The following is a 20,416-nucleotide window of genomic DNA, read 5'->3' on the forward strand; positions in this document are numbered from 1 at the left end:
TTCGCGGCGATCGCTTCCACCAAGCCTGCGTGGGCGTCGCTGGTGACGAGGCGGACACCGGTCAGGCCGCGGGCGACGAGGTCGGCGAAGAAGCTTGACCACGCCGCCCCGGTCTCGCTTGTCGCGACGCGGACGCCGAGGACTTCACGGCGCCCGTCCGCGTTCACCCCGGTCGCGACGAGGACGACGGCGTTGATGACGCGGCCGCCCTCACGGACCTTCATCGTGAGCGCGTCTGCGGCGACGAACGTGAACGGGCCCGCGTCGCCGAGAGGCCGGTGGCGGAACTGGTCGACGTTCTCGTCGAGGTCCGTGGCCATCCTGGAGACCTGCGACTTGGACAGGGAGTGGATCCCGAGGGTCTTGACGAGCTTGTCCATCCGGCGGGTGGAGACGCCGGCGAGGTAGCAGTCCGCGATCACGGTGATCATTGCCGTCTCCGCGCGTTTGCGTCGCTCCATCAGCCATTCCGGAAAATAGGTGCCCTGACGCAGCTTCGGGACAGCGATATCAATCGTCCCGACCCGGGTATCCAGATCCCGGTGACGGTAGCCGTTGCGCTGGGTCGTGCGGTCGGGACTGGACATGCCCCACTCCGCGCCGACCACGGCATCGGCGTCCGCGGACAGGAGAGCGTTGATCATGGTCTGCAGCAAGCTGCGCATCAAATCCGGCGACGCGTCCGACAGCGCTTCGCTAAGCACGCCGGCAGGGTCGACAATATGAGGAGCGGTCATCGTGATGATTCCTTTTCGAGTGAGAAGTAGAGAGCTTTCTCGAAGGATCACACGGTGACCGCGTTCACGTCGATACCGACATGCTTGATCACCGTGCGCTACACCACTATGCGGGACTCAACTCTTGCCACGCCACGTACGCGGCAGTGTGTGGGCGTCTCTCACTCCACGAAGGCTTGTCCACTCGACCCCTTGCACCGAGGGTGCGTCGTCCCCAGGATCTCCGGGCATCACGAACGTCCACTCGTCGGACGGCTCGTCACTCTCGCCTCCTCCCAACTCGAATCCAGGCGGCGGGGACTTCATCTGGCGGCGCACAAAGTCCCTATCCCAAGGTAATCCCATTCGAAAGGGAGATGCCTGAGCGAAACAGTCGCAAGCGCCCGTCAGCCTCGAGCCGAAAGAGCTCCTCGACCCCGGTGTCGCCATCACGCGTGAGCGTGCCGACCACGAGGCGACCCTGCGGGTCAATGGTGGCGTCGTTGAAGCGGCGGTTCGCACGAAGAGGGCAGTGTCGTGAATCCACGACGGCGCCCGACGGGTCGAGATGCACGAAACGATCTGCTTCGATGATAAGCGTTCCGCCGTCGTCAGCGGGAAGGGTCGCGCAGACTTCGCGATCGGACGAGTAGACCAGGTTGGGTTCGTCCTCATCGGGATCGTCGCCGAATCTTCACGCCCACGCGGAGCATCCATCGATATCCACCCACAGCGCTCGCTCTCTACGAGAGTCCCAGGTGGGCCCCTCTCGACGAGAGTCCCAGGTGGGCCCCTCCCCCAGCTCGAAGGTTCTACTGCCGAGTTGCGCGAGCTGCCGGCTCTCGTGTGATGAATCCGGCTCAGGCAAAGCGGGCTCCGAGACCCCCGTCGACCTCCCATGTCGCCCCGGTGACGAAGGCCGCGTGATCAGAGGCAATGAACGAGACCGTTGGCGCGATATCGGCAGGCGTGGCGACTCGACGCAGAGCGTGCGTGCTCTCGATGCGCTCGACGGCCTCGGGCCCGATGCGGTCGAAGAGCTCCTGAACGCGCTCGCTGCGCGTCCACCCCGGGCAGACCATGTTGACGCGCACTCCCCTGGGGCCGTAGTCCAGCGCGAGCGAACGCGTGAGCCCGCCCAGGCCTGCTTTGCCGGCGGCGTAGGGGAACGCACCCTCCTCGGTCAGCCGCGCGTGCAGCGAGCCGATGTTGACGATGTTCCCGCCACCCGCCGCGATCATCGACGGCAGCACGGCGCGAGACATGAGCCATGCCGAGGTGAGGTTGAGGCGCATGATCGCGTCCCACCGATCGATGCTCATGCTGACGGCATCCTCACTGGCATCCTCGCACGCGTTGTTGATGAGGATGTCGATCGCGCCCTCCTGAGTCACGATCTCGGCGACGGCCTCGATGACGGCACGCTCATCGGTCACATCGACGTGCCGGTAGCGGCAGGTGTCGCCGAGATGGTCGGCGACAGCCTCACCCTCCTCGTCGGCGATGTCGAAGATCCAAACCCGCGCCCCGTCAGCGACCCCCTGCTCGGCGATGGCCGCGCCGATCCCGAGCGCGCCGCCGGTGACGATCGCGGTCTTGCCCTCCCAGAGCCGCCCGGCCGGGCCCCCTCCGATGGCTTCCACTGTCGACATCCTGGTCTCCTCCTCTCCACTTCACGCAGACCGGCGGTACCCCGCCAGCGCGTCACGTCCGGCGAACGGCAGGTCGCCAATGCTCTCGAGTTCCAGCAGGCGGTTCCACTTGGCGGTGCGCTCGCTACGCATCGTGGATCCGACCTTGATCTGCCGCGCGCCCCATCCGACGGCGAGGTCCGCCAGCCACGAGTCTTCCGTATCTCCGGACCGCGCGCTGACCACCGTTTCAAAGCCTGCGCCGATCGCCTCGAACACGACCCGCTCGGCGCGCGACACCGACCCCGCCTGGTTGACCTTGACCAGCACGGCATTCGCAGATGCCTCCCCGATACCGCGCCGGACCCGCCCGAGGTTCGTCGCGAAGTGATCGTCCCCGAGCATCTGCACGTGAGGCAGGCGCGCGGTCGCCGCACGGGCCCCCGCCCAGTCATCCTCGCCGACGACGTCCTCGATCGACACGATGGGATAGCGCGTGGTCCACCCGGCGACCAGGTCGAGCCACTCGGCGACGGCGAGTCGCTCGCCCTGCCCTGCAAGCACGATCGCGTCGCCCTCGACGAGCTGCGTCGCGGCGATGTCGAGCGCGATCGCCATCTCGTCTCCGGTGAACCCCGCCGCATCGATGCCGTCGGCGAGCAGTGCGAGCACCGCCTCATTGCTCTCAAGTCGAGCAGCGAGACCCCCTTCGTCGGCGACCAGCGCCGACCACCCACCGCGTTCATCCAGCAGACGTGCGCAGGCGGCGCGGACGCGTGCGATCTGCTCGATGCCCTCGGTGAAGGATGCCGCTCCGACAGGCACGGCGAGGAAGTCCTGCACGTCGACGGCGCGACCCGCGTGCGCGCCGCCGGAGAGGATATTCACCATCGGCATCGGGATGCTCGCCGGCCGCGGGCCGGTCAGCGTCGACCAGAGCGGAGCGCGCTCGGATGCCGCGTGAGCAACGGTCGCCGCGAGCGAGATCGCGAGAGCGGCGTTCGACCCGAGCCGTCCCAGGTTGTCGGTGCCGTCGTGCTCTTCGACGGCGGCGTCGAGGCCCTCCCGGTCAGCGACCGAGCGCCCCTCGACGATTCGGGCGTACTCCTCGTTTACGGCGCGGACCGCACCGGCGACGCCCCACCCGCCGTAGCGGTCACCGCCGTCGCGCTGCTCGAGCGCCTCGTGGCGCCCCGTGGAGGCGCCAGAGGGCACCACCGCACGGCCTTCAGCGCCGTTGGCGAGCGTCAGCGTGCACGCGACCGTGGGGCGGCCACGTGAGTCGAGGGCCTCCCAGGCGTGGGTGCGGACAATGCGATCGTCGGTCATTCCGTTTCCTGTTCCATCAGTGTCCATGCAGTCTCGGGCGCGTCCGGCGCCTCGAGGAGCAACGTTCGTCCCAGTTCATGCGCGCGACGCTGCTCGGGTGCGCGCAGGTATTCTGCGGGCGACTTGCCATCGACTCGCGCCAGCAGCAGGCATCCGATCTGTCGCGACAGATGCGCGGCATCCGGAATCGGCGTGTCTCGGGTGTAGGCGTCGAGAAACGCTCGGGATGCCTCGGCGAACGCGTCGCGGCGCTCTGGTGCATGGATCGTCTTGAGAAGCAGATGGGTCTCGAGAAAGGCGACATCGAAGCTGGGATCCCCCAAGTGCGCGACCTCGAAGTCGATGATCCAAGCGCCACCGTCGCCGACGAGAATATTCTTGGGCGAGAAGTCCCCGTGGACCAAACACTGGCGGGTGTCGCGCATGCGCTCCACCACGTCGTCGATCGCCGTCGCGAGGTCAGGGTTTCGGCGGGCCGCCGTGCGGTGGTACGGCTCGATCCGGAGAACGTCGAACGTCTCGACATCCGCAACGAGCTCTGCGCTGAGACCGCTTCCCCCTCGCGTAGCCTGATGCATGCGGGAAAGCGATCCGCCGAGCTGAGCAGCGATAGCGGGGTCGACATCCCCGGCCAGGAGGCGAGTCTTCCAGTCGGTCCAGTCGTCGGGCGCCTGCTCCATCGTCATCGTGAGCGCCTCGGAGTCGAGGTCAACGACCGCCGGTGCCGCATCCGGGTCGATGCCCGACAGAACGCGCAGCCCTTCCGCCTCGCGTAGCACCCGCTCCCGTGGCGCAAACCAGGCCTCCGCGACCGCGAGCTTGGCTCGCGCCTGCTTGAGCACGAGGCGACGGGACCGGTCGGTCACGGCCAAGACGACGTTGCTCACTCCCCCACCGAGCAGCTGCGCCGTCGCGCGCGTACCGTCGACGACCCCCCGGCCGGCGAGATACGGAACGACGCTCTGCTCGTCGAGCAGCTCTTCGGCATCATTCAATATGTCGCCCGCCCGCCGCTAAGGTCAAAGGTGAAGCCAGTGGTGAATCCCGCGGCGGGCGAGATGACGAATGCGATCATCTCCGCCACCTCGTCCAGCTCGCCGGTGCGCCCCATCGGGATCTTCTCGAGCATGTAGTCGATGACCGACTGGGGCTGGCTGTCGAGGAACGGCGTGCGGATGACGGCGGGCGCGAGCGCGTTGACCGTGATCCCGGCGCGGCTGTACTCCTTGCCCTGCGCCTTGACGAGTCCGATGAGCCCTGCCTTGCTCGCGGAATAGCCGATCATGTTCGGGTTGCCCTCTTTGCCGGCGATCGACGCGACGTGTAGGATTCGCCCGTAGCCGTGCTCGAGGAAGTGCGGCACGGCGACCCGCGCAATCGTCAGGCCGGGCGTGAGGTTCACCGCGAGCGTGCGCTCGAACTCGTCGATCTCGACCTCGTGGCTGGGCCGTCCGAGCGGCCCTTGGATGCCGGCGGAGTTGACGACCGCGTGGACTCGCCCGCACCGCGCAACCGCACAGTCGAACGCGGCACGCACGTCGGCCTCGTCGGTCACGTCGCACGCGGCGGATGCCGCGATACCCCCGGCATCCCGGATCGCCGCCGCGACCGCCTCGGCGGCGTCTCCATCACGGTCAGCGACGGTGACATCGACGCCACGTGCACCGAGCAGCAGAGCGGTCGCTTCGCCGATACCAGCGCCACCACCGATCACCACGGCGGCGTAGTCGCGCGGGAACTGCTCGAGAGCGACGTGCGCGCTCATCGCGTACCACCACGCACGAACTCCGCGAACTCGTGGCGCTGCACGCCGAGACCGGTGATCTCGACCTCGACGACATCACCCGCAGAGAGGAACTTGCCGGGCGTGAAGCCCGATCCGACGCCCTGCGGGGTTCCGGTATTGATGACGTCCCCGGGGAGCAGCGTCATGAACTGACTGACGTACCAGACGAGATGATCGACGTCGAAGATCATGTCGGCCGTCGACGAGTTCTGCCGAACCTCGTTGTTCACCCGCAGTCGCAGGTCGAGTGCTTGCGGATCGGGGATCTCGTCGGTGGTCGCGATCCAGGGCCCGAGCGGGTTGAAGGTGTCGCAATTCTTGCCCTTGTCCCACTGCCCACCGCGCTCGAGTTGGAAGTGGCGCTCCGAGACATCGTCCGAGATCGCATACCCGAGGATGTGCTCGCGCGCCTCGGCGGGCGATGAGAGGTACTCGGCGCGCCGCCCGATCACGATGGCAAGCTCGACCTCGTAGTCGGTCTTCTCACTGCTCGGGGGAATGATGACCGTATCGTTCGGCCCTTGCACAGTGTAGGGCGTCTTCATGAAGAGGATCGGCTCCTCAGGGATCGGCATCTGTGCCTCCGCCGCGTGCTGACGGTAGTTCAGTCCGACGCAGACGACCTTGCCGGGCCGAGCAATCGGAGACCCGATACGCACCGTCGTCAGGTCGATATCCGCGGCATCCTCGGCGAGTGCGGCCTTGATGAGGTCCATTCCCTCGATCGTCATCGGGTCTGCACCCTCGGTGATCACGGAGCGCACGTCGAGCCCCAGAACCCCGTCGGTGCTCGCGACCTCGATCTCGTGGCCTGGGTCTCCTACGCGAAGGAACTTCATCGTCGTCCTCTCATTCGTCCGTACTGACGTCTACTGCCAGAAAGATATCAGATACGTCGACGCCGCTCAACGCGGAACTGCGGGGATTTTTCGCGAAAACCGCATGTGCATATCTGATACCTTTGCGGGAACAAGGAGGTTGAACATGAAGATCGCCCGGATCGAGACGTTCCTGGTGCCGCCACGCTGGTTGTTCGTGCGCGTGGAGACCGATGAGGGCCTGGTCGGCTGGGGAGAGCCGGTTGTCGAGGGCCGCGCACGCACGGTGAAGGCTGCTGTCGAAGAGCTCTCTGCCCCGCTCATCGGGCGAGACTCGAGCCGCATCGAGGACCTCTGGCAAGAGCTCACGCGAGCGGGCTTCTACCGAGGTGGCGCAGTGTTCTCCAGCGCCATCGCCGGACTCGACCAGGCTCTGTGGGACATCGCCGGCAAGCGCCTCGGCGTCCCGATCTACCAGCTTCTCGGCGGTGCCGTGCGCGAACGCGCACGCGTCTACGCGTGGATCGCCGGCGACCGCCCCGGCGATATCGCCGCCGAGGCGCAGATCCGCCGCGAACAGGGGTTCGACTGCGTGAAGATGAACGGATCCGCCGAGCTGACTGCGATCCCGTCCTCGGGCGACCTCCGCTCCGTCATCGCGCGCGCCGAGGCGGTGCGCGATGCAATGGGCGACGACGACTTCGCGCTCGACTTCCACGGTCGGTTCTCGCCCGCGATGTCACGTCGAACGCTCCCCCTGCTGGAGTCGTTGAATCCGCTGTTCGTCGAGGAGCCGGTTGTTCCCGAGCTCGCCGGCGCGCATCTGGCTCGGATCGTGGAATCGACGACAGTGCCGATTGCCACCGGCGAGCGCGCGTACTCACGCTGGGACTTCGTTCCCCTGTTGGCCTCTGGAATCGCCGTGGCTCAGCCGGATGTGTCCCACTGCGGCGGGATCTCAGAGATGCGACGCATCGCCGCGCAGGCCGAGACCTCTGGAGTTGCACTGGCCCCGCACTGCCCGCTCGGTCCGATTGCTTTGGCGTCGTGTCTGCAGGTTGACTTCGCAGCGCCGAACTTCCTGATCCAGGAGCAGAGCCGTGGCATCCACTACAACGACGACTGGGACGTGCTCGACTACGTGCTCGATGGCTCGGTCTTCGACGTGGTAGCTGGCTCGATCGAGCGCCCCACGCGTCCCGGGCTCGGAATCGAGATCGACGACGCAGCTGTTCGGGACGCGGCCAAGCGCGGTCACGACTGGCACGCGCCTGTGTGGCGGCATCGTGACGGAAGCCTCGCCGAGTGGTGAGCTCGTGCCTCCAACACTCGTGAACCCTGAGATCACCAGGGAGGATAAGCTCCATGCTATGGTCGCCAGCGCACCCCCGGAACCTCACGCTGATCCCCATGATCTCAGCACTGTCGCGTCAGGTGCCCGCTCGGACGAGACCGCGCTGGCCTACGCCGTGCGGGAACTGGAAGAGTTGATCGTCGGCCAAGCCGAGGCAGGCGATCAGCTGCCGGCAGAGGCGTCACTGGCGGAGTCGCTCGGCGTCAGCCGCCTCACGGTCCGCGAGGCACTCAAGGTCCTGGCCGGCCAGGGCCTCGTCGAGCTCAGCCGCGGCCGGCGCCCCACCGTCCGTCAACCCGACAGCAGCGTTATGTCGCGGTTCTTGAGCGTCGCCATCCGACGCGACTCACGTTCTGTGCTCGAGCTTCTCAACGTCCGTCGCTCACTTGAGGTGCTCTCGGCTTCCGAGGCGGCGAAGCACGCCGGCAGAGCGGCGGTGAGCGCGATGAGTTCGGCACTCGACGAGATGCAGCGCTCCGCGGACGAACTCGACGGATCACCCGCGAGCATTGCTCGATACAACATGGCTGATGTCGACTTTCACGAAGCTCTGGCTCTGGCCAGCGGCAATCGCATGCTCTCTCTGCTTCTCGAGAGCCTCGCTTCCTCGCTGCACCACAGCTTCACGCAGAGCTTCCACGGCTTTATAGCGGCAGGCGGAGATGTCCAGGATGCCGTGGAAGAGCACCGCCACATTTTCGAGCTTGTCTCTGCTGGCGATAGCGCCGGCGCGGAGAAGGCTATGAAACGGCATCTCGAACGCACCGCTCGCGACCTGCAGCTCACGCTGAACGGGTCCGGGCCCGCGAAGTAGCTTCCCACACACCTCAGCCCGCTTGACGCTGAGCCCCCTGTTCTCCGATCAGAAAGAAAACCGGTTGCATGACGAGTTCACCAGACTACCCAGCTCTCCCATCGCACATACTGGGCACGCCCCAACCCTCTTTCGGCAGAGTCGCTCCCGCACGCTCGCATCTGAGCAGCGACGCGGAGCGGGTCGATCTCAACGGAGAGTGGTGGTTCCGCCTCGCTCCACGAGCTTCGGCGCCCCTCGACTTCATCTCTCCCGACGATCCACCTCCCCCGGCAGGCCGGATCACCGTGCCTTCCCATTGGGTACTGCCAGCGGGTCGTGATCGAGGCGCGCCCATCTACACCAACATCCAGTTGCCGATCCCACTGGACCCTCCGTTCGTTCCCGATGAGAATCCGACGGGCGACTATCGTCGTGAGTTCGACATGCCATCAGGGGATTCGTCATCGCGAACGTTGCTGCGTTTCGATGGAGTGGAGTCGGCCTTCGTCGTCTGGTTGAACGGAGTCGAAGTCGGCGGGAGCACCGGGAGCCGGCTGGTACGCGAGTTCGACGTCACGGGATTGCTGCGGCCGGGACGAAACGTGCTCGCGGTGCGCGTGCATCAATGGTCTGCGGGAACCTACCTCGAAGATCAGGATCAGTGGTGGCTTCCCGGAATCTTCCGCGATGTAGCACTGCTGGCTCGCCCGACGGGCTGCCTTGACGATGTGTGGCTGCAGGCGGACTTCGACGAGACACGCGGGCGCGGCTTCCTCACCACGCGCGTCGATGCGACCGACGATGCGTTTCCGCTCACCTTGCGCATCCCCGAGCTCGACGTGGAGACAACGTTCGCGGACCGCGCCTCGCTCGACGCCGCCGCGCCGCTCGATGTCGGAACGGTGGAGCCGTGGTCGGCAGAGGAACCACGTCTGTACGAGGCATCCGTGACTGGTGTCGGCGAGACCGTGCGTCTGCGCCTCGGTTTCCGCACCGTCCGCATCGATGGCGACCGGTTTCTCGTCAATGGCCGCCCCGTGACCTTCCGCGGCGTCAATCGGCACGAGTTCCACCACCAGCTTGGTCGTGTGTTCGACGAGGAGGCAGCGCGTGCCGATCTGCTCACCATGAAGCGGCACAACATCAACGCCATCCGCACGAGCCACTACCCGCCGCATCCGCGAACACTCGACCTCTGCGACGAGTTGGGCTTCTGGGTCATCCTCGAATGCGACCTCGAAACGCACGCGTTCTTCTTCGTCGATTGGGTGGCCAACCCCAGCGACGATCCTCGCTGGCGCGACGCATACCTGGACCGCATGCATCGCACGCTCGAACGAGACAAGAACCATCCGTCGATCGTGATGTGGTCGCTTGGAAACGAGTCGGGAACCGGACAGAACCTCGCGGCAATGTCGTCCTGGGTGCACCGTCGAGATCCGGGACGACCCGTGCACTACGAGGGCGACTACACCGGTGCCTACACGGACGTCTACTCGCGGATGTACCCCACGCCCGCCGAGCTTCAGACGATCGCCTCCGACCAGGGCGACATCTTCGGCTGCACGCCGGCCGAGGCGGCACGCGTGCGCTCGAGGCCGATGGTGATGTGCGAGTACGGTGCCGCCCTGGGAACCGGCCCCGGAGGGCTGGACTGGTACGACGAGACAGTCGAATCGTCTCCCCGCCTGCATGGCGGGTTCATCTGGGAGTGGCGCGACCACGGTCTCGAGCATCGCACCGCCGACGGTACGACCTACTTCGCATACGGCGGGGACTTCGGGGAGCAGGTCCACGACGGCAACTTCGTCATCGACGGCCTCGTCCTCTCGGACGGGACGCCCACCTCGGGCCTCGTGGAGTTCGCTGCGATGTCCGCGCCGGTACGCCTCTCCCTCGCCGCTGACGCGCTCACGGTGCACAACCGGCAGCACTCGCGGGGCACGGAGTGGCTCGACATCATCGTCGAGTCGGTCGATGATGAAGGCCGCTCCCGGGTGATTTCGACCGTCCTGGAAGACGTTCCACCGGGTCGCTCGCGCGTCTTTGCCCTTCCCACGGATGCCACCCCGCCCGCTGGCGGATGGCTCTCGGCCCGCGCCGTGGTCCGCGACGCCACGGCGTGGGCATCGAGCGGCCACGTCGTCGCTCATGCCGACCACTCCGCGGATCCTGCCTCCCCGGTACCGGCTGCGCCGGCTGGAAGAACCCGCCCTACGCGGACCGACGGTTCCTACCCGGCAGCGCGATTCGACCCGCAAAGCGGTGAACTCCTCGCGCTCCTCGGTCACGAGATCACCGGCGGCAGGCTCGAGTTGTGGCGCGCTCCCACCGACAACGACCGCGGCCGCGGTGCGGGGTCGTTCGAGATCGCTGCCCCGGAGTCCACGCCGCGCGGTCTCGGAATGGTCCCGGCCGAACCCAGCGAGGAACGATGGCGAAAGCGCGGACTGGACCGCCTCCGGCACCGCGTCGTCGCGATCGAGACGGGCGCCGACACGTTCGTCGTGGACACCGTGGTGGCGCCGGCGGACAAAGCCCCGACACTACGTGTGCGGTACGAGTGGAGCGCACTGGCGAGCGACGAACCCCAGCTCGTCGTCGATGTCGCTCCGAGCAACGGATGGGACACCTCCTGGCCGCGGATCGGGGTGCACTTCACCGTACCCACGTCATGGCACACCGTGGAGTGGGTCGGTCAGGGTCCCGGCGAGTCGTATCCGGACATGCGCGACGGGGCATTCCTCGGAACGCACCGTGCGACGGTCGCGCAGATGAACACGATGCACGCACGCCCACAGGAGTCGGGACACCGTTCCGGTCTGCGGCGGCTCGATCTCTCCTCTGACGACGGCGTGCTGCGCATCACGCCTGCAGGACGTCGGTTGCCGGGGACGGGCGGATTCACACTGAGTCGGTGGAGCAGCCATGAACTCGACCGTGCGTCGCATCCCTTCGAGCTGCCCGTTCCCGAGCGCCATCATCTATACCTCGACGATGGTGTGCATGGCCTGGGCTCGCGCGCGTGCGGGCCAGATGTCGAGCCGCGCCACGCCCTGTGGCCGAGCGCTCGAAGCTTCTCCTACCGGTTCCGAAGCATGTGACAGTCGGGGCCCTGGCGCACCCGCGTCCGGGGCCCCGGGCGCACGTCAATCGTCGGGCTCGCCGTCGTCGAGGTTCGTCGGCGCGGGTCCGAGAGCATCCAGTTCGTCCCACACCGCATCCGGGATCGGCGTGGCTGCGAGCTCGTCGAGTTGGGCGAGACGCGCTGTCGATGACGCGCTCACCACGGTCGAGTCGATGAGCGGTGCGCGGAGCGAGAAGGCCAGCGCGACGGCCTTGAGGTCGACGCGATAGCTCCTGCACACGTCTTCGGCCCGTGCCACCCAGGCGCGCAGCTGCGCGGTGGTGTCGCTGTATCCGTATCGCGCACCGGAGCCGGAGCCTTTCGCCAGCAGACCCGCGCCGAAAGGAGCCGCGTTAAACACGGTCATCCCCCGGGATCTGGCGTCGGCGAACAAGGCGCGTGCGGACTGGTCGACGATCGTGTACCGGTTGTGCACGAGAACTGCGTCGAACAAGCCGGTTTCGACGAAAGGTCGAACCATGGAAATCGGCCCCGCCGCGATTCCAATCGCGTCGACCGCCCCGGCCTCGCGGAGCTCTATCATCCCCGCGATCGCTCCGTCGCGCCCCGACGCCTGGTCGAAGGTGATGGTGAAGGGATCGTGAAGGTGCAGCAGCGAGACGCGATCGACCCCCAGTCTTGCGAGGCTCTCGTCGTAGGACCTCAGCACCCGATCGCGGTCGAACACCCCGGAGTCCAGGTCACGGTCGACCTTGGTCACCACCGGTGCAGGGCCGGTCACTCCCGAATGGCGCAGTGCGATCCCGATGACTTCTTCCGAGCGGCCACCGTCGTACTCGTTCGCGGTGTCGATGAGCGCATGGGGGCTCTCGATCATGGCGACGGCGAGGTCAATCGCGACGTCGCGCTCCACGGTCCCCGCGAACGCCGCACGTCCTAGACCAGATGCCCCCAACGTCATGAGGGACGGCGAGGGGGTTGGCACCGGTCGGGCGGGGGAGGGCGTCGGCAGACGGCGCGTCGACCGCGCCGCGGGTTCCGGGCTCACAGCGTCACCGGAGCCCACGCGACCACCGGGAGGCCGCGGACGCCTGGGTCGAGGAGGAACACCCCACCGTCTTGCGCTTGCGGTTCCGCAAGGTCGACGGTTGCCGAGGTGACCAGCAGGCGGTCTCGCTCGGGTCCCACGAACGCGACCGACGACACGTGTCTCGCGGGGAGCGTGCGGGTCTCGCGGACGCTCCCGTCGGGACGGTACCGGCGCACGGCAGCGCCGCCCCAGACCGCGACCCAGATGTCGCCCCCGGCGTCGACGGCGATCCCGTCCGGGTAACCGTCTGTCACATCGAACGAGCCGCGCACGGATACACCGTGCCCGTCGTCGTCGAGGATGTCGACGCGGTTGCGCAACGTATCGACGTGGTACATCGTGCTCCCGTCCTCGGAGAAGGCTATTCCGTTGGAGAGGCTGAGACCCACGCGAAGCGTGCAAAGCCTCCCCGCCTCGTCGAGGCGGAAGAGGGACTCGTCCGCGCGGGCACCGTCGCCGCTCAGCGTACCGAGCACGAGGCGCCCACGAGGGTCGCATGTCGCGTCGTTGAAGCGACGCCCTTCCGCCAGAGGCACAACCCGCTCTCCCTGGACGACACCCCCGGCGTCGACATGGACGAGTCGATCAGACTCCACCACCAGCATCCCCCCGTCTTCGGAGGGAAGGATCGCGCACACTTTCCGGTCGGACTCCCACGCGAGCGTCGGGTTCAGGGCGGGCCATGTGGCCGCCCAGACCTGGCGGCCGTCGATATCGACCCAGAGCGCTCGGTCCCGAATCGGCTCCCAGACCGGGCCCTCGGCGAGCACGTGCGCGTGACGCCCTACGCGTCGAACATCGTGGTCATGCGAATCGTGGTCATGCAAAGCGAGCCCCCAATCCGCCATCGACGATCCAGGTTGCACCCGTCACGAACGACGCGCGGTCGCTCGCGATGAACGACACCGCGTCGGCGACCTCGGCAGGGGAGGCCGTTCGTCTCAGCGCGTGCGTCGCGTCGATACGCGCGACCTCGTCCGGTCCGATGCGTTCGAAGTGCTGCTCGACCCGCTCACTGCGCGTCCACCCCGGGATCACGGTGTTGACACGGATGCCGGCCGGACCATAGTCCAGAGCGAGGCTTCGACCCATCGCCTCCACTCCGGCTTTGCTGACGCCGTAGGGGAAAGCTCCCTCGACGGTCATCCGACCGTGCAGCGATCCGATGTTGACGATGGCGCCGTGTCCGGCCGCGGTCATCGTCGGGAGGACCTCCCGTGCAGCCAGCCACACGGACTTCACGTTGAGCCCCATGACCGCGTCCCACGTTTGTGGGGACATCTCGACCGCATCGTGGCCGGCGTCCATGCTGGCACTGGTGACGAGGATGTCCACGCGGCCGCTGTCGCGAACGGCTTCCGCGACGACAGCGGATAGGGCCGACGAATCCGTCACGTCTGCGTTGACGAATCGGATGCGATCCGGTGCGATAGCGGCGAGCGCCCGTCCGGCATCCCCGTCGATGTCCACCGCCCACACGAGGGCACCGTCGGCGACCAGTTGGCGCGCGACCGCGGCGCCGATGCCCTGAGCGGCGCCGGTGACGATCGCGGTCTTGTGCTCGTGCAACGGGGTAGCGCCGATCCGATTCGGTTGTGCCGGTGATGCGACGCTCATGTGGCAACCTCCATGATCCGGGCGAACTCGTCGACGAGGGACCGGAGTGTGTCGGGGTGTGCGGATGCGAGGTCGTGGTCCTGGTGAGGATCCTCTCGCAGGTTGTAGAGCCGGTGGCGGTCAGCGTTTCCCGTCTCTATCCCCTTCGCGGGCAACCGCTCCGGTCCGGCGTGCGGGGGGATCATCGCCCATTCGCCCCGCCGGAACGCAGTCCGATGGATGGCTTCGACCACGAGTGACTCCCGACCGATTTCGGTGTCGCCGAGGAGTGCCGCCAGATGGTTCTCGGAGTCGGCGGTCGGCACATCGGCGCCGACCAGAGCCGCAATCGACGCGAGAAGGTCCATCTGGCAGATCAGCGCATTACTCGTTCCCGGCGCCACGCGAGCCGGCCAGTGCACGATGAAGGGCACCCGTGTACCCGCGTCGAACAGGCTGTACTTGCCTCCGCGCAGGGGGCCGGCTGGACGGTGGTCGCCCACACGCTCGACGGCGTCGTCTTGGTACCCGTCGTCGAGGACCGGCCCATTGTCGCTCGAGAACACGATCAAGGTGCTGTCTAGCACCCCCGCCGTTTCGAGCTCGTCGAGGATCTCGCCGACACACCAATCCGCCTCGGCGATCGCGTCCCCGCGGGGCCCCATGTCGGTGGCACCGACAAATCGCGCACTCGGCGTGCGTGGGACGTGGGGTTGGTGGAGCGCGAGATAGAGGAAGAAGGGCTTCTGCTCCTCGCCCGACTCCCGCGAACGGCGGACGAAATCCCTCGCTCGCTCGATGAGGTGTTCAGCCATGTCCTCATCGGTCCACCGCGCCGCCTGCCCCCCGCGCATGTATCCGATGCGTCCGATCCCGTTTACGATCGCGTTATCGTGCCCGTGAGACGATGCCAGCCGAAGCAGCTCCGGATGCTCGGCGGCGACAGGCTCCCCCGGGAACGGATGCTCGTACGAGACCTCGATGGGATCCTCAGGATCGAGGCCAACGACCGAGCGGTCCTCGATGTACACCGTCGGGACGCGGTCCTGGGTCGCCGCGATGATGTAGCTCTCCTCGAAGCCGACGTCGAGGGGGCAAGGCCGGATCGGACGGTTCCAATCGACGCCGCCGTGACCGAGACCAAGGTGCCACTTGCCGACGATCCCCGTCCGGTAGCCGCGTGCGACCAGCATGCTCGGCAACGTCATCTGATCTTCTTCGATGATCATGGCGGCGTCGCCGGTAAGGATCTCCGCCCCCGACTTGCGCCACGGGTACTCCCCGGTCAGCAACGCGTATCGGCTCGGTGTACAGGTCGCAGATGTCGCGTATCCATCCGTGAAGCGCAGCCCGCCGGACGCGAGTCGGTCTATGTTCGGCGTCTCGACCGCGGAGGCGCCGTATGCCCCGACGTCGCCGTAGCCGAGGTCGTCCATGTAGATGATGACGATGTTGGGTCGAGTCATCGGTCCCCTCCTTGCGCATCCATGAGCAAATTCATCTAACCTATTTATAGCAGTCGACCGCTCGGCCACGCGCCGCAGCCCGACCCTGCACGTGCGCTGTCCTCTCGACAGCGTTGCCAATCTACTATGAAAAACCGGTTCCCTGATGGGTGCATCGGTCGGAAGGATTCGAGGACGAATGCGATCAGTAGCGTATATCGGCGACGGGAAGATGGCCGCGATGACAGTTGAGGCCCAGCCACCGGCCCCCGGCGAGGTTCAGGTCGCCGTTTCGCACGTCGGTTTGTGCGGCACGGACCTGCACATCTTGCACGGGGCGATGGATGCACGGGTGACGTTCCCCGCGATCATCGGCCACGAGATGAGTGGTCGCGTCGCGGCCGTCGGCGACGGCGTGAGCGGGTGGACGATCGGAGCCCCGGTGACCGTCATGCCTCTCGATTGGTGCTCGGAGTGCCCCGCCTGCGATGCCGGCAACCAGCACATCTGTCAGAACCTCGACTTCATCGGCATCGACTCCACTGGGGCCCTACAGGAACTGTGGAACGTGCCCGCGCGCGCACTCGTCGCGCTGCCCGAGAGCCTTCCGCTCCGAGATGCTGCGCTCGTCGAACCCGTCGCGGTGGCGGTGCACGACGTCCGGCGCTCCGAACTGGCCGCGGGAGATCGCGCGGTGGTCGTCGGCGGTGGGCCGATCGGCGTGCTCATCGCCACGGTCGCCCGAGACATCGGCGCCGAGGTCCTCCTGATCGAAGTCGATGCGTCACGACGCGCTGCGGCGGAGGCGCTCGGATTCCGCACCCTGGATCCGCTCGCCGCCGACCAGGTCGCCACCGTGGAGGCGTGGACCTCGGGTGCCGGCGCAGACGTGGTGTTCGAGGTCTCGGGCTCGGCCGCCGCTGTGCTGGGGACCACGGCATTGGCGAAGGTCCGCGGCACGATCGTCGTCGTTGCGATCCACCCGGATCCGCGCCCCATCGACCTCAAGCAGGTCTTCTGGCGCGAACTGCGTCTGCTCGGTGCGCGCGTGTACCAGCGCACCGATTTCGAGCGCGCCGTCGAACTGCTCGATGGCGGGGTCATTCCCGCCGATGCCCTCATCACCGACATCGCCGCGCTCGAGGATATCCAGGACGCGTTCGCGAAGCTGGGCTCGGGGGCGATGAAGGTCCTCGTCGATGTCGCTGCCGAAGGGGCGCCCGCATGAACGATCTGTTCGACCTCACCGGCCGTACGGCCGTCGTCACCGGTGCCAAGCGCGGAATCGGACTGGCTATGGCCGAAGCGCTCGCGGCGGCCGGCGCCGACATCGTCGGCGTCTCCGCGACGCTTTCACCTGCGGAAAGCGAGGTGCGAAGTCGGGTGGAGGCGCACGGTCAGCGGTTCCACGGCTACGCCGTCGACTTCGCCGACCGCGGCGCGGTCCTCTCCTTCGCCGAGACCGTCGTCACCGAACACGGTCCCATCGACATCCTGGTCAACAACGCCGGGACGATACGGCGCGCGCCCGCAGCGGAGCACGCCCTGGCCGACTGGGATCACGTTCTCGACGTGAACCTGTCCAGCCAGTTCGCGCTCACGCAAGCGCTGGGCCGGGGCATGCTCGAACGCGGGCTCGGCAAGGTCATCTTCACCGCGTCGCTGCTCAGCTTCCAGGGCGGCATCACCGTTCCGGGATATGCCGCGTCCAAGTCGGGGATCGCAGGTCTGACCAAAGCCCTCGCGAACGAGTGGACCGCGCGAGGAGTCAACGTAAACGCGATCGCCCCCGGCTATATCGCCACCGACAACACCCAGGCACTGCAGGATGACCCTGACCGCTCACGAAGCATCCTCGAACGGATCCCCGCCGGACGGTGGGGGCGTGCCGACGACCTCGGCGGCGCGACGGTGTTCCTGGCGTCCCGGGCGTCGGACTACGTCTCGGGTGTGACCCTTCCGGTCGACGGCGGGTGGCTCGGCCGATGAACGTCGCCCTCGACGCCTTGATCGCCGCCCGCGTCGTGCCGGTCGTCGTGCTCGACGACGCCGCCGCGGCCGAGCCGTTGGCTGACGCTCTTGTCGCGGGAGGCATCCGCGCGATCGAGATCACCATCCGAACGCCGGCCGGCCTCGATGCGCTGGCGTCGCTCGCTTCCCGGGATGACCTGATCGTCGGTGCCGGGACGGTCACTTCGCGTCGAGAGCTCGCCGATGTGCGCGCGGCGGGTGCCCGGTTCGCCGTCAGTCCGGGGTTCGACGCGGACCTTGTCTACGCCGCACGCGAAACCGACGTGCTGCCGGTGCCGGGGGTCGGAAGCGCGACGGAGGCGCAAGCGGCTCGTCGCGCCGGACTCGACCACGTGAAGGTCTTCCCAGCGGGAGCGCTCGGCGGACTGCCCTTCATTCGCGCACTGCACGGGCCGTTTCCCGAGATGCGGTTCATGCCCAGCGGCGGAGTCGACCAGACCAAGGCCGCCGAGTACCTCGCGGACCCTGCGATCTTCGCAGTCAGCGGTAGCTGGATGGTGCCGGCGGAGGCGATCCGGGACGGGGACTTCGAGATGATCACGACGTTGGCCCGCGCGACGATGGCGGCGCTCGATGCCTGAGGACGCAGAGACACCCGCCATCGTGCCCATCGGCGAGACGATGCTCCTCCTGCACAGCCAACGGGCGGAGGGGCTCGAGATGGCTGCCGCGCTCGATGTGAGCATCGGAGGCGCTGAGAGCAATGTGGCCATCGGCGCCCGACGACTCGGCGTGCCGTCCGCTTGGGTCAGTCGACTCGGCGATGACAGCGCCGGCCTGCGGATCCAGCGCGATCTGCGCGCGGAGGGCGTGACCGTGTACGCCCGTGTCGATCCCGATCTCCCACCGGCATGATGCTGAAAGAGCGACGCAGCAGCAACGCCACGCACGTGTGGTATCACCGGGCGGGTAGCGCAGCCTCCCGTCTGACACCGGCCGACGTGCCGGACGGACTCATCGAGAGCGCCCGTGTCCTGCACCTGACGGGCATCACGCCGGCGCTGTCGACCGACGCACATGCGACGGTGCGTGCTGCCGTCGGCCGCGCCAGGGCGGCCGGTGTGCTTGTGAGTTTCGATGTGAACCACCGAGGCAGGCTGTGGTCCGCGTCGTGTGCGCGGCCCGCATACCGCGATCTCGTCACCGCCTCAGGCCTTGTGTTCGCCGGGCTGGACGAGGCCCGCTTGATCCTCGACGACGATCTCCTCGACGCCGAGGCCGCCTGTGCGGAACTGCACGGGCTCGGGGCGGCCACCGTCGTCATCAAGCTCGGTGGCGATGGAGCACTGCTCTCCGACGCGGATGGAAGGATCCACCGCGCCGCGATCCCCGTCGACGTCGTGGACACCGTGGGAGCCGGCGATGCGTTCGTGTCGGGGTTCCTCGCCGCACTGGTCACCAGGGCCGACCGGGTGCAGGCGCTTGAGGCCGGAATCCGCTCGGGTGCATTGGCGTGCACGGCGGCCGGCGACTGGGAAGGACTCCCCGCCCCGCGGACGTCGAGGCACTCTCTGCCACCGAACCCGTCTCCCGGTGAAAGCTCAGCCCGCGCGTCGACGAGTCGTCCTCGAGGGACGCGGGCTGATCGACTTGGCCAAGGGCAAGCGACCGACGGCGCACAACGCCGGCCGCGCCCGTCGCGCCGCACTCGAGGCCACGGTGTCGGAGACGGAGACGATCGAGGACAGCTTCCGGCGCAGCATGAGCGGATTCCTCGCGCAGGGGCGTGACATCCGCGATGGGGCAGCCTCGCACCGAGCGCTGTACGCCGCCGTCGCCTCGGGCGATGCGCGCGACGCCGAACGGCAGGCAGCCGCGAACCTCGCCTCCTCCGAGCCGGCTCTCCGCGTCGGCGCTCCGATCACCGGGAACCCGTCGGCCTGAGCGCCGAGACGCCGACACCGACGGACTCCCCCCACGCGCCGGCGGCTCCTGCCACGGAGGCCCGCCGCACGGCCCGCGGTGGTGCGCCCAGGTAGCGTCGGCAGGCTTTGTTGAAGGATTGGACGTCGGAGAAGCCCACCGATGCCGCGATCGACGCCACGGGCTGCGTCGTCCGCTCGAGCAGGTGCTTGGCCGTCGCCATCCGTCGGTCGCGGACGAACGCCGCCACGCTCACGCCGCGGTACTCGACGAACAGACGCGCCAAGTGGGAGGCGGAGTATCGCGACCGTGCGGCGAGCGCCCTCACGCTGAGGTCGCTCCACTCTCGAACCCGGTGTACAATGTCCGGCCGAAAGTCCCCCGTGTGGCCGCCGGTGCGGTGCCGTGGCACCAGGACAAGTCGTACTGGCCCGATGCGAACTCCAACCCGGTGGTCACGGTGTGGATCTCGTTCGTCGACGCGACTCTGGAGAACGGCTGCCTCCACGTCCTGCCCCGCACGCAGACCCACAAGGTGCATGCCTTCCACCGCGAGACTTACAGCGGAACAGGCTTCACCGAGGTCGACCTCGAAGCGGCCGGGCTCGTCCGCGATCGCTCCGTGGCCCTCCCGATCCCGGCGGGTACCGCGATCCTGTTCAACGACCGACTGGTGCACTGTTCGACTCGGAACGATTCGGACCACGTGCGGTGGAGTGTCGATCTGCGATACCAGCCGACCGACCAGGACCCGATGACCTCCCACGGGGCGGGATTCCTCGCACGGAGCCGGAAGCATCCGGAGCGAGTCGCCCATCTGAACGACTGGCTGGCCGAGCGCCCCGAGCACTCCACGGTCCGGGCCTGAAGGGG

At 67.5% G+C, this 20,416-nt stretch carries 21 protein-coding genes and 1 pseudogene; 10 read left to right on the forward strand and 12 right to left on the reverse strand.

Annotation, left to right across the window (positions count from 1 at the left end; translation table 11 throughout):
- From HDC95_RS11750 to HDC95_RS11775, 7 genes are all read right to left on the reverse strand, one after another.
- Window positions 1-737: IS256 family transposase (locus HDC95_RS11750; protein ID WP_259063701.1), on the reverse strand; the 737-nt coding region annotated here is incomplete at its 3' end.
- 325 nt (window positions 738-1,062) lie between these two features.
- Window positions 1,063-1,374, reverse strand: a complete 312-nt coding sequence (locus HDC95_RS16905; protein WP_396652704.1) for an SMP-30/gluconolactonase/LRE family protein — start codon at window positions 1,372-1,374, stop codon at window positions 1,063-1,065.
- A gap of 202 nt (window positions 1,375-1,576) precedes the next feature.
- Window positions 1,577-2,368, reverse strand: a complete 792-nt coding sequence (locus tag HDC95_RS11755) for an SDR family NAD(P)-dependent oxidoreductase (protein ID WP_259063702.1) — start codon at window positions 2,366-2,368, stop codon at window positions 1,577-1,579.
- Window positions 2,369-2,389: 21 nt separating this feature from the next.
- Window positions 2,390-3,676, reverse strand: a complete 1,287-nt coding sequence (gene eno, locus HDC95_RS11760; RefSeq protein ID WP_259063703.1) for a phosphopyruvate hydratase — start codon at window positions 3,674-3,676, stop codon at window positions 2,390-2,392.
- On the reverse strand, window positions 3,673-4,671 hold the full coding sequence (locus HDC95_RS11765) for a phosphotransferase family protein (RefSeq protein ID WP_259063704.1): 999 nt from the start codon (window positions 4,669-4,671) through the stop codon (window positions 3,673-3,675). Before HDC95_RS11765 ends, eno begins: the two co-directional genes overlap by 4 nt.
- Window positions 4,668-5,441 carry an SDR family NAD(P)-dependent oxidoreductase gene (locus tag HDC95_RS11770; protein WP_259063705.1) on the reverse strand — a complete coding sequence of 258 codons (774 nt, stop codon included), beginning with the start codon at window positions 5,439-5,441 and terminating at the stop codon, window positions 4,668-4,670. Before HDC95_RS11770 ends, HDC95_RS11765 begins: the two co-directional genes overlap by 4 nt.
- Window positions 5,438-6,301, reverse strand: a complete 864-nt coding sequence (locus tag HDC95_RS11775) for a fumarylacetoacetate hydrolase family protein (protein ID WP_259063706.1) — start codon at window positions 6,299-6,301, stop codon at window positions 5,438-5,440. Before HDC95_RS11775 ends, HDC95_RS11770 begins: the two co-directional genes overlap by 4 nt.
- A 145-nt stretch (window positions 6,302-6,446) precedes the next feature.
- On the opposite strand from HDC95_RS11775, the gene dgoD reads away from it, so the two are divergent.
- From dgoD to HDC95_RS11790, 3 genes are all read left to right on the forward strand, one after another.
- Complete coding sequence (gene dgoD / locus HDC95_RS11780; RefSeq protein ID WP_259063707.1) at window positions 6,447-7,592, forward strand: galactonate dehydratase; 1,146 nt, start codon at window positions 6,447-6,449, stop codon at window positions 7,590-7,592.
- Between the two features lie 58 nt (window positions 7,593-7,650).
- The gene (locus HDC95_RS11785; RefSeq protein WP_259063708.1) at window positions 7,651-8,448 is read left to right on the forward strand and encodes a FadR/GntR family transcriptional regulator; all 798 of its coding nucleotides are present in this window, start codon (window positions 7,651-7,653) and stop codon (window positions 8,446-8,448) included.
- Between the two features lie 68 nt (window positions 8,449-8,516).
- Window positions 8,517-11,534 (forward strand): glycoside hydrolase family 2 TIM barrel-domain containing protein, encoded by a 3,018-nt coding sequence (locus HDC95_RS11790; protein ID WP_396652699.1) that lies wholly within the window; start codon window positions 8,517-8,519, stop codon window positions 11,532-11,534.
- A 45-nt stretch (window positions 11,535-11,579) separates the two neighbouring features.
- Here the strand turns inward: HDC95_RS11790 and HDC95_RS11795 are convergent, their stop codons facing one another.
- The 4 genes from HDC95_RS11795 to HDC95_RS11810 form a co-directional block, all read right to left on the reverse strand.
- Window positions 11,580-12,479, reverse strand: a complete 900-nt coding sequence (locus HDC95_RS11795; protein ID WP_259063709.1) for an aldo/keto reductase — start codon at window positions 12,477-12,479, stop codon at window positions 11,580-11,582.
- 83 nt (window positions 12,480-12,562) lie between these two features.
- Window positions 12,563-13,456 (reverse strand): SMP-30/gluconolactonase/LRE family protein, encoded by an 894-nt coding sequence (locus HDC95_RS11800; RefSeq protein WP_259063710.1) that lies wholly within the window; start codon window positions 13,454-13,456, stop codon window positions 12,563-12,565.
- Complete coding sequence (locus tag HDC95_RS11805) at window positions 13,428-14,225, reverse strand: SDR family NAD(P)-dependent oxidoreductase (protein ID WP_259063712.1); 798 nt, start codon at window positions 14,223-14,225, stop codon at window positions 13,428-13,430. The genes HDC95_RS11800 and HDC95_RS11805 overlap by 29 nt, the downstream gene beginning before the upstream one ends.
- Window positions 14,222-15,670, reverse strand: coding sequence for an arylsulfatase (locus HDC95_RS11810; RefSeq protein WP_259063713.1), 1,449 nt, complete (start codon window positions 15,668-15,670; stop codon window positions 14,222-14,224). The genes HDC95_RS11805 and HDC95_RS11810 overlap by 4 nt, the downstream gene beginning before the upstream one ends.
- Before the next feature lie 220 nt (window positions 15,671-15,890).
- On the opposite strand from HDC95_RS11810, the gene HDC95_RS11815 reads away from it, so the two are divergent.
- The 6 genes and pseudogenes from HDC95_RS11815 (at window position 15,891) to HDC95_RS16830 (ending at window position 19,564) form a co-directional block, all read left to right on the forward strand.
- Complete coding sequence (locus HDC95_RS11815) at window positions 15,891-16,877, forward strand: zinc-binding dehydrogenase (protein WP_259063714.1); 987 nt, start codon at window positions 15,891-15,893, stop codon at window positions 16,875-16,877.
- Window positions 16,874-17,638 carry a 2-dehydro-3-deoxy-D-gluconate 5-dehydrogenase KduD gene (gene kduD, locus HDC95_RS11820; RefSeq protein ID WP_259063715.1) on the forward strand — a complete coding sequence of 255 codons (765 nt, stop codon included), beginning with the start codon at window positions 16,874-16,876 and terminating at the stop codon, window positions 17,636-17,638. Before HDC95_RS11815 ends, kduD begins: the two co-directional genes overlap by 4 nt.
- The gene (locus HDC95_RS11825; protein WP_259063716.1) at window positions 17,635-18,261 is read left to right on the forward strand and encodes a bifunctional 4-hydroxy-2-oxoglutarate aldolase/2-dehydro-3-deoxy-phosphogluconate aldolase; all 627 of its coding nucleotides are present in this window, start codon (window positions 17,635-17,637) and stop codon (window positions 18,259-18,261) included. The genes kduD and HDC95_RS11825 overlap by 4 nt, the downstream gene beginning before the upstream one ends.
- A complete protein-coding gene (locus HDC95_RS11830) occupies window positions 18,254-18,535 on the forward strand; it encodes a PfkB family carbohydrate kinase (RefSeq protein WP_259063717.1) in 282 nt (93 codons plus the stop codon). The genes HDC95_RS11825 and HDC95_RS11830 overlap by 8 nt, the downstream gene beginning before the upstream one ends.
- Window positions 18,535-19,107, forward strand: a pseudogene (locus HDC95_RS16910) (PfkB family carbohydrate kinase); the annotation flags it as partial. The gene HDC95_RS11830 and the pseudogene HDC95_RS16910, both read left to right, overlap by 1 nt.
- Window positions 19,108-19,213: 106 nt before the next feature.
- Window positions 19,214-19,564 (forward strand): hypothetical protein, encoded by a 351-nt coding sequence (locus HDC95_RS16830; protein ID WP_310503255.1) that lies wholly within the window; start codon window positions 19,214-19,216, stop codon window positions 19,562-19,564.
- Here HDC95_RS16830 and HDC95_RS11845 read toward each other — a convergent pair.
- Window positions 19,542-19,871 carry a helix-turn-helix transcriptional regulator gene (locus HDC95_RS11845; RefSeq protein WP_259063719.1) on the reverse strand — a complete coding sequence of 110 codons (330 nt, stop codon included), beginning with the start codon at window positions 19,869-19,871 and terminating at the stop codon, window positions 19,542-19,544. The genes HDC95_RS16830 and HDC95_RS11845 overlap by 23 nt on opposite strands.
- Between HDC95_RS11845 and HDC95_RS11850 the strand changes: the two genes are divergently transcribed.
- Window positions 19,830-20,411 (forward strand): phytanoyl-CoA dioxygenase family protein, encoded by a 582-nt coding sequence (locus HDC95_RS11850; protein WP_259063720.1) that lies wholly within the window; start codon window positions 19,830-19,832, stop codon window positions 20,409-20,411. The genes HDC95_RS11845 and HDC95_RS11850 overlap by 42 nt on opposite strands.
- Window positions 20,412-20,416 lie beyond the last annotated feature (5 nt).

Origin of the sequence: Microbacterium sp. AK031, assembly GCF_024807145.1 — a bacterium.
GTDB lineage: Bacteria > Actinomycetota > Actinomycetes > Actinomycetales > Microbacteriaceae > Microbacterium.